Source organism: Sandarakinorhabdus sp. (genome assembly GCF_040398645.1).
In the GTDB taxonomy this organism is placed as follows: domain Bacteria; phylum Pseudomonadota; class Alphaproteobacteria; order Sphingomonadales; family Sphingomonadaceae; genus Sandarakinorhabdus.
In genome coordinates this window covers 16,845-23,001 of sequence record NZ_JBBATR010000035.1, presented here as the reverse complement: position 1 = coordinate 23,001, position 6,157 = coordinate 16,845, and the positions used below count along the sequence as shown (strand labels likewise).

Annotated in this window: 6 protein-coding genes; 3 read left to right on the top strand and 3 right to left on the bottom strand. The window is 63.8% G+C overall.

What is annotated here, in order from left to right:
* Nucleotides 1-2,147 (bottom strand): M28 family peptidase (locus tag ABWP50_RS09215; RefSeq protein ID WP_353217702.1); only part of this gene is annotated, 2,147 nt, incomplete at its 3' end.
* Nucleotides 2,148-2,221: 74 nt separating this feature from the next.
* A complete protein-coding gene (locus ABWP50_RS09210; RefSeq protein WP_353217701.1) occupies nucleotides 2,222-2,788 on the bottom strand; it encodes a hypothetical protein in 567 nt (188 codons plus the stop codon).
* Nucleotides 2,789-2,935: 147 nt separating this feature from the next.
* On the opposite strand from ABWP50_RS09210, the gene ABWP50_RS09205 reads away from it, so the two are divergent.
* The 3 genes from ABWP50_RS09205 to ABWP50_RS09195 are packed head-to-tail and all read left to right on the top strand — an operon-like array spanning nucleotide 2,936 to nucleotide 5,265.
* Nucleotides 2,936-4,075, top strand: a complete 1,140-nt coding sequence (locus ABWP50_RS09205; protein ID WP_353217700.1) for a CaiB/BaiF CoA transferase family protein — start codon at nucleotides 2,936-2,938, stop codon at nucleotides 4,073-4,075.
* Nucleotides 4,072-4,839, top strand: a complete 768-nt coding sequence (locus tag ABWP50_RS09200) for an inositol monophosphatase family protein (RefSeq protein ID WP_353217699.1) — start codon at nucleotides 4,072-4,074, stop codon at nucleotides 4,837-4,839. Before ABWP50_RS09205 ends, ABWP50_RS09200 begins: the two co-directional genes overlap by 4 nt.
* A gap of 48 nt (nucleotides 4,840-4,887) precedes the next feature.
* Nucleotides 4,888-5,265 (top strand): YbaN family protein, encoded by a 378-nt coding sequence (locus ABWP50_RS09195; RefSeq protein WP_353217698.1) that lies wholly within the window; start codon nucleotides 4,888-4,890, stop codon nucleotides 5,263-5,265.
* Here the strand turns inward: ABWP50_RS09195 and ABWP50_RS09190 are convergent.
* Nucleotides 5,255-6,157 (bottom strand): prolyl oligopeptidase family serine peptidase (locus tag ABWP50_RS09190; protein WP_353217697.1); only part of this gene is annotated, 903 nt, incomplete at its 5' end. The two genes, ABWP50_RS09195 and ABWP50_RS09190, sit on opposite strands and share 11 nt — an antisense overlap.

Below are 6,157 nucleotides of genomic sequence, written 5' to 3'. Positions count from 1 at the left end.
CCGGCTTCTCGCACTGCGTCGTCAAAGCGGCGCTCCTCCACCGCTTCGCGCAGGCCCGGCAGTGTCTTGGAGCCATAGCCGGTGAAGCGGCCCGGCGCGTAGAGGATGTTGCGGAACCACGGCCGGAACGGCAGGCCAGACGGGCTGAGCAATGTCTGTTCGATGCCCTGCAACTGGGCATTGATCGCGGCTGTCTGCGCAGGGCTCAAGCCCCTCGCCTTGGCCGCGATGGCGCCGTCCAAAGCGCTGGCCGCACCATTAAGCCGGGTGATCGCTGCGTCCAATATTGTAAGGTCCAGCGTTGGCGTGGGCGTTTTTGACAAGGGCGGCCCCAAGGGATCGCGCGGATCGCTGCCCAGGCGATAGATATCGGCCGTCAGGGCGGCGCGCTTCTCATCCTCACGGCGGCGGCCATCGATCAACGCCTTGATCTCGGTGAAATAGCTGCGCGCGGCGCGAGCAACCGGACCAAAGCGCACCGGCAGCACATCGGCATCGGCCAGCCGCAGCACCAGCCGCCCCGCCACCTTGGACAATGCCGCGCCGTAAGCCAGGCCCGGATCATCCCAGCGCACGAAATGATCATAGCTGTCATAGATCGAGTGGTACGAACCGGCGCTTTCGGCTTCGCCGCCAAAGCCGATGTTGATTGATGACACGCCGGCATGGTGAATGAAGGCCGTGTAATCGCTGCCCGAACCCAACGGGTCCATCGGCTGATCGGCCCCCTGTTCGGCTGCGGCCAGTGCCGCCGGATTGCCGCGCAGGCCGTCAAACGCCTTGGCGCGCACGCCGGCCCGCCACCGCTCCGCCACGCTGGCACCGGTGCGCGGGTCCTTCACATCGGCCGCCACTTTGCCGATCAGCGATGTGAACTGACCGCTGCCATCGACGCCCAGGAAACCGCGGCCATTGCTGTCGCTGTTGATATACACCACCGCCTTCTGCTTCAGTTCGGCGATATGCTCCTCCACCCACTCGGTGGAGCCGAGCAGGCCGGGCTCCTCGCCGTCCCAGCTGGCGTAAACGATGCTGCGCTTTGGTCGCCAACCCGATTTCCACAGCGCGCCCAGCGCCTTGGCTTCGCTCATCATTGCCACTTCGCCTGACAGGGGATCGGATGCGCCAAACACCCATCCGTCATAGTGGTTGCCGCGCACAATCCATTCGTCTTTCTTCGTCGAGCCAGGCAGCGTGGCAATCACGTTGGAGATGGTTTTCAGCGACCACTCGCTCTCCACCTTCAGATGCACTTTCACATCGTCACTGCCGCCGAACCGGTAGTGAAACGGCAGGCCGCCGCGCCATTCGGCTGGCACGGGCGCGCCGGTCAACCGGGTGAGAATTTCGGTGGCATCGGCATAGGATATGGGTAGCGTCGGGATTTTCAGCAGCGTGGCAGCAGTCTCGCGCGTCAACCGCTTGGCGTCCGTGGTGGCGCCGACGCCGGGTGTCAGCGGATCGCCGGGATAGGTGATCATGTCGAGCACACTGCCGCGCTGCACCCCGGTCTCTGGCCGGCCGCCGCCGTTCGGGTAGGTGTCGGCACTGCCATAACCGTCCTGCTGCGGATCGGAATAGATCAGGCAGCCGATCGCGCCTTGTTCCTGCGCCAGTTTCGGCTTCAGCCCGCGCCAGCCGCCGCCGTAACGCGCGATGACGATCTTGCCCTTCACCGAAATGCCGCGCCGGGCCAGCGCCTCATAATCGCCCGGCAGGCCATAATTCACATACACAACCGGCGCCGTCACATCGCCGTCACCCTGAAAGGCAACATAGGGCGGCAGCGCGCCGGCCAGATTGTTGGAGGTGGCGTCTTGCGGGATGCCCGGCTCCTGCCCGCCAAGCTTTTTTGCCGCCGGGCCGACCAGTTCCAGCGCAGTGGACAGCGGCGTGGGATACAGCACCTGGTAATCGGCGCGCTTCACCTGCCAGCCCCATTCCCGGAACAGCTTGTCGATCATCGCCGCATTGGCCTGATTGTGCGGGCTGCCGAGGTGATTGGGGCCAGACGCCATGGTTTTCAGCCAGGCCATCTGATCGGCGCTGGACACGCTTTGGTCAAAAGCGGCTTCCTGCACCGGCGTGGCCGCTACAGCAACGGACGCGGTGCTGGCCAGAAGCAGCAATGAGATGCGAATGATCATGTGGTGGCTTCCCCTCAACCCAAGCGATGCATGATGTTGCACAGCCGGGCCGAGAGGCGCAACCAGCGATAGATTCAGGCCAATGCGGTTGATGCCTTAGGTTTGCCGCGCGCGACCACGCCAATAAGTGCAAAGCCAGCCAGCAGTTGCACCCAGACCATGGGTTCCGGCACCGTACCGAAATTCAACGTGACCTTTTGGCCATCGGCGTAGGTGATTCCGTTCCAATCCAGTCCGAGGACACCTCCGGAATTGGTGACACGGGCATTGGAAAAGCCCGGCAATGTGGTCGATGGGTCAACGCTCACACTGTTGATCTGGCTGATGGCATTGCCGCTGAAGCGCAAGCCGTTAAAGGGCGCGCTGTTCCAGGTCGGATTGGTCAATACTGTATTGAACAGCACGGTGAGTGATTTCGCCCCGAAATCCACATCCAGAAACGTAACGCCTTCGACATTGACAGTGGATTCAATGCCAGAGCCAATCGTGAAGCTGCCAGGATCAGGCACCGCTTGTGGGTAAACTGTTGATGTATCAGGTAAAAAATAGGCCACGCTTGCGGTTTTGCCGATCAGTGTTGCCGCCATAGCTGGCGTACCCAAACCCGCAATTGCCAAAGCCAACCCCAGTATCCGAATCATATTGCGCCTCCTTTGGTTCAAGTGATGTGTAAAAATTAATTGTTTTTTATTTTGTTGTCAATAATAAATTGATCGTTGTGAACGAGGTTGCGAACGCAGCCATCGCCGCCTATTGATTGCGCATGTCCATGTCATCAGGGATCGCCCATGCCCGGCCCGCTTGCTGACCTGCTGGTCATCGATCTGTCGCGGGTGCTGGCGGGCCCCTATGCCACCATGGTGCTGGCAGATCTGGGCGCCCGCGTCATCAAGGTGGAACGACCGGATGGCGGCGATGATGCCCGCGCCTATGGTCCATTCATCAATGGCCACAGCGCCTATTTCGCCAGCATCAACCGCGGCAAGCAGTCAATTGCGCTCGATCTGAAGGCCCCGGCCGATCGCGCCGTGTTCGAAGCCTTGCTGGCCCGCGCCGATGTGCTGGTGGACAATTACCGGCCCGGCGTGATGGCGCGGCTGGGCTATGGCTGGGACGCTTTGCACGCGCGCTTTCCGCGCCTGATCCATGCCGCCACCAGCGGCTTTGGCCAGACCGGCCCGGATGCGAAAAAGGCCGCCTATGACATGGTGGTGCAGGCGCTGGGCGGCATCATGAGCGTGACCGGCCATGCCGGCGGGCCGCCCACCCGCGTGGGCACCAGCATCGGCGATATCACCGCCGGCCTGTTCACCGTGATCGGCATATTGGCGGCCGTGCACGACCGGCGCAGCACCGGCGCCGGCCAGTTCGTCGATGTTGCCATGCTGGACGGCCAGATTGCCATATTGGAAAACGCCATCGCCCGCTTTGCCGCCACCGGCCAATCGCCGGGGCCGCTGGGCGCGCGGCATCCGTCGATCACGCCATTTGCCGCCTATCAATGCGCGGATGCACCCATTGTGATTGCAGCCGGCAACGATCAATTGTTCGCCGCGCTGGCCGCTGCGCTTGGCTTGCCCGGCGATGATCCGCGCTTTGCCAGCAATGACGCGCGCACCACCAACGCCGATGCGCTGGCAGCGGTGATCGAGGCTGTGCTCGGCACTAAGCCGGCGGCGCACTGGCTGGCGCTGCTGGATGATGCCGGTGTGCCGTGCGGGCCCTTGAACAATATTGGCCAGGCGCTGGCCAATCGCCAGGTGCTGGCGCGCAACATGGTGGTAAGCACGGCCCTGCCCGACGGCACGCCGCTGATTGCAGCCGGCAATCCCATCAAGCTGTCCGCCCATGCCGACCCGGCCACCCGTGCCCCCGCCCCGGCGCTGGACGGCGACCGCGCCGCGATTCTGCAGGAGCTTGGCCTGTGAGCCTCAGCGATCTGGCACTGGCCGAACGGCTCGCCGAAGCGGCCGGCGCTGCCATCCGGCCATGGTTTCGCCGGCCATTTCTGGTGGAAACCAAGGAGGATTTCTCCCCGGTCACCATCGCCGACCGCGAAGCCGAAGCTGCTATCCGCCGCCTGCTGGCGCAATATCGCCCGGATGATGGTGTGATCGGCGAGGAATATGGCGACGACCGCCCCGATGCGGAGCGGGTGTGGGTGCTCGATCCCATCGACGGCACCCGCGCCTTCATCTCCGGGCGGCCCTTGTTTGGCACGCTGATCGGCCTGATGGTCGCCGGGCAGCCGGTGCTGGGCATCATCGATCAGTGCATCATCGGCGATCGCTGGATTGCCGGGCCAGGCCAGCCGACGTTGTTCAAGGGCGCGCGGGCGCATGTGCGGCACTGCGGCACGCTGGCCCAGGCCCGCATCGGCACCACCAGCCCACAGGCTTTTGGGCCGGCTGATTTTGCTGCCTTTGAACGCGTGCGCCCGCTGGCAGCCGATATCTTGTACGGCGGCGATTGCCACAATTACGGTCTGGTGGCGTCCGGCCATCTCGACGGCGTGATCGAATCCGGGCTGAAACTTCATGATTGGGCGGCGCTGGTGCCGATCGTCACCGGCGCTGGCGGCATCATGACCGATTGGCAAGGCGCGCCGCTCACGCTGAACAGTTCCGGGGCCGTGATTGCTGCCGGCGATGCCAGTGTTGCCGCTGCAATTGCGGCAGCGTTGGCCGAATAGCCGCTGCAAATCACTGGCGGCAATCCACCGGTCTGCTAAGCCAGAGCCATGTTTCGGCCGGTCTGGCTTGTCATCGGGCTTATCAGCCTCGGTCTCGGCATTGCCGGCGTGGTGCTGCCGTTGCTGCCCACCACGCCGTTTGTGCTGCTCAGCGCCTTTTGCTTCGCCCGTTCCTCGCCGCGCTGGCACGCGTGGCTGATGAACCACGCCAGCTTTGGGCCGCTGATCCGCAATTGGCAGCAGCACCGCGCCATCGCGCCGCGCGCCAAGCTGGTGTCCGTGCTGTCGATGGCCGCCGTGTTCGCCATGTCCTTCGTGGTCGGTGCGCCCGTCAGCGTGATCATCGCGCAGGCGGTGATCCTGCCCATCACCGCGCTGGTGATCCTCACCCGCCCAAATGGCCCGCCACCGCCGCCTACTTCGTAAGGCCCGTCCAATAGCCGGCAAAGGCCCATAGATCGGCCGCTTCCGCGATGATCTTGTCCGTCGGCTTGCCGCTGCCATGGCCGGCGCGGGTTTCGATCCGGATCAGATGCGGCTTGTCGCCAATTGATGCGGCTTGCAGCGCAGCGGCATATTTGAAGCTGTGACCTGGCACCACCCGGTCATCGGTGTCAGCCGTGGTGACGAGGATGGCCGGATAAGCCTTCCCGCCCTTCACATTGTGATAAGGGCTGTAGCCCAGATTGTAGCGGAAAAACTCCGGCTTGGTGACGTCGCCATAATCATCCACCCAATAGCGCCCGGCGGTCCAGTTGGCGTAGCGCAGCATGTCCATCACGCCGACCGCCGGCAGCGCGGCGGCAAACAGATCGGGGCGTTGGTTGGTCACGGCGCCCACCAGCAGCCCGCCGTTGGAACCGCCCTGGATGGTGAGCTGCTGCGGTGTCGTCGTGCCGCGCTTCACCAGCGCTTCACCGGCGGCGATGAAATCATCGAACACATTCTGCTTGTTGAGCAGGCGGCCGCCATCATGCCAGGCCGCGCCATATTCGCCGCCGCCGCGAATATTGGCGAGCGCAAACACGCCGCCCATTTCCATCCACACCAGCCGCGCCACGCGGAACTGCGGGGTCTCGCTGATGTCGAACCCGCCATAGGCATAAAGCAGGGTCGGGTGCGGCTTGCCGAGATCCAGATCCTTGCGGTGCGCGACAAACATCGGCACCTTGGTGCCGTCCTTCGACGGGTAGAAGACCTGGCTCACCGTGTAATCGGCCGGGTTGAACGCCACCTTGGCCTGCCGCACCACCTCGGCCGTGTTGGTGGCGGCATCATAACGCCAGATCGAGCCCGGTGCGGCAAAGCTGGAGAAGGC

Excerpts from the sequence above, each read along its gene's own strand:
- ABWP50_RS09210 (WP_353217701.1), bottom strand. The coding sequence starts at position 2,788 with ATGATTCGGATACTGGGGTTGGCTTTGGCAATTGCGGGTTTGGGTACG.
- ABWP50_RS09205 (WP_353217700.1), top strand. The coding sequence starts at position 2,936 with ATGCCCGGCCCGCTTGCTGACCTGCTGGTCATCGATCTGTCGCGGGTG.
- ABWP50_RS09195 (WP_353217698.1), top strand. The coding sequence starts at position 4,888 with ATGTTTCGGCCGGTCTGGCTTGTCATCGGGCTTATCAGCCTCGGTCTC.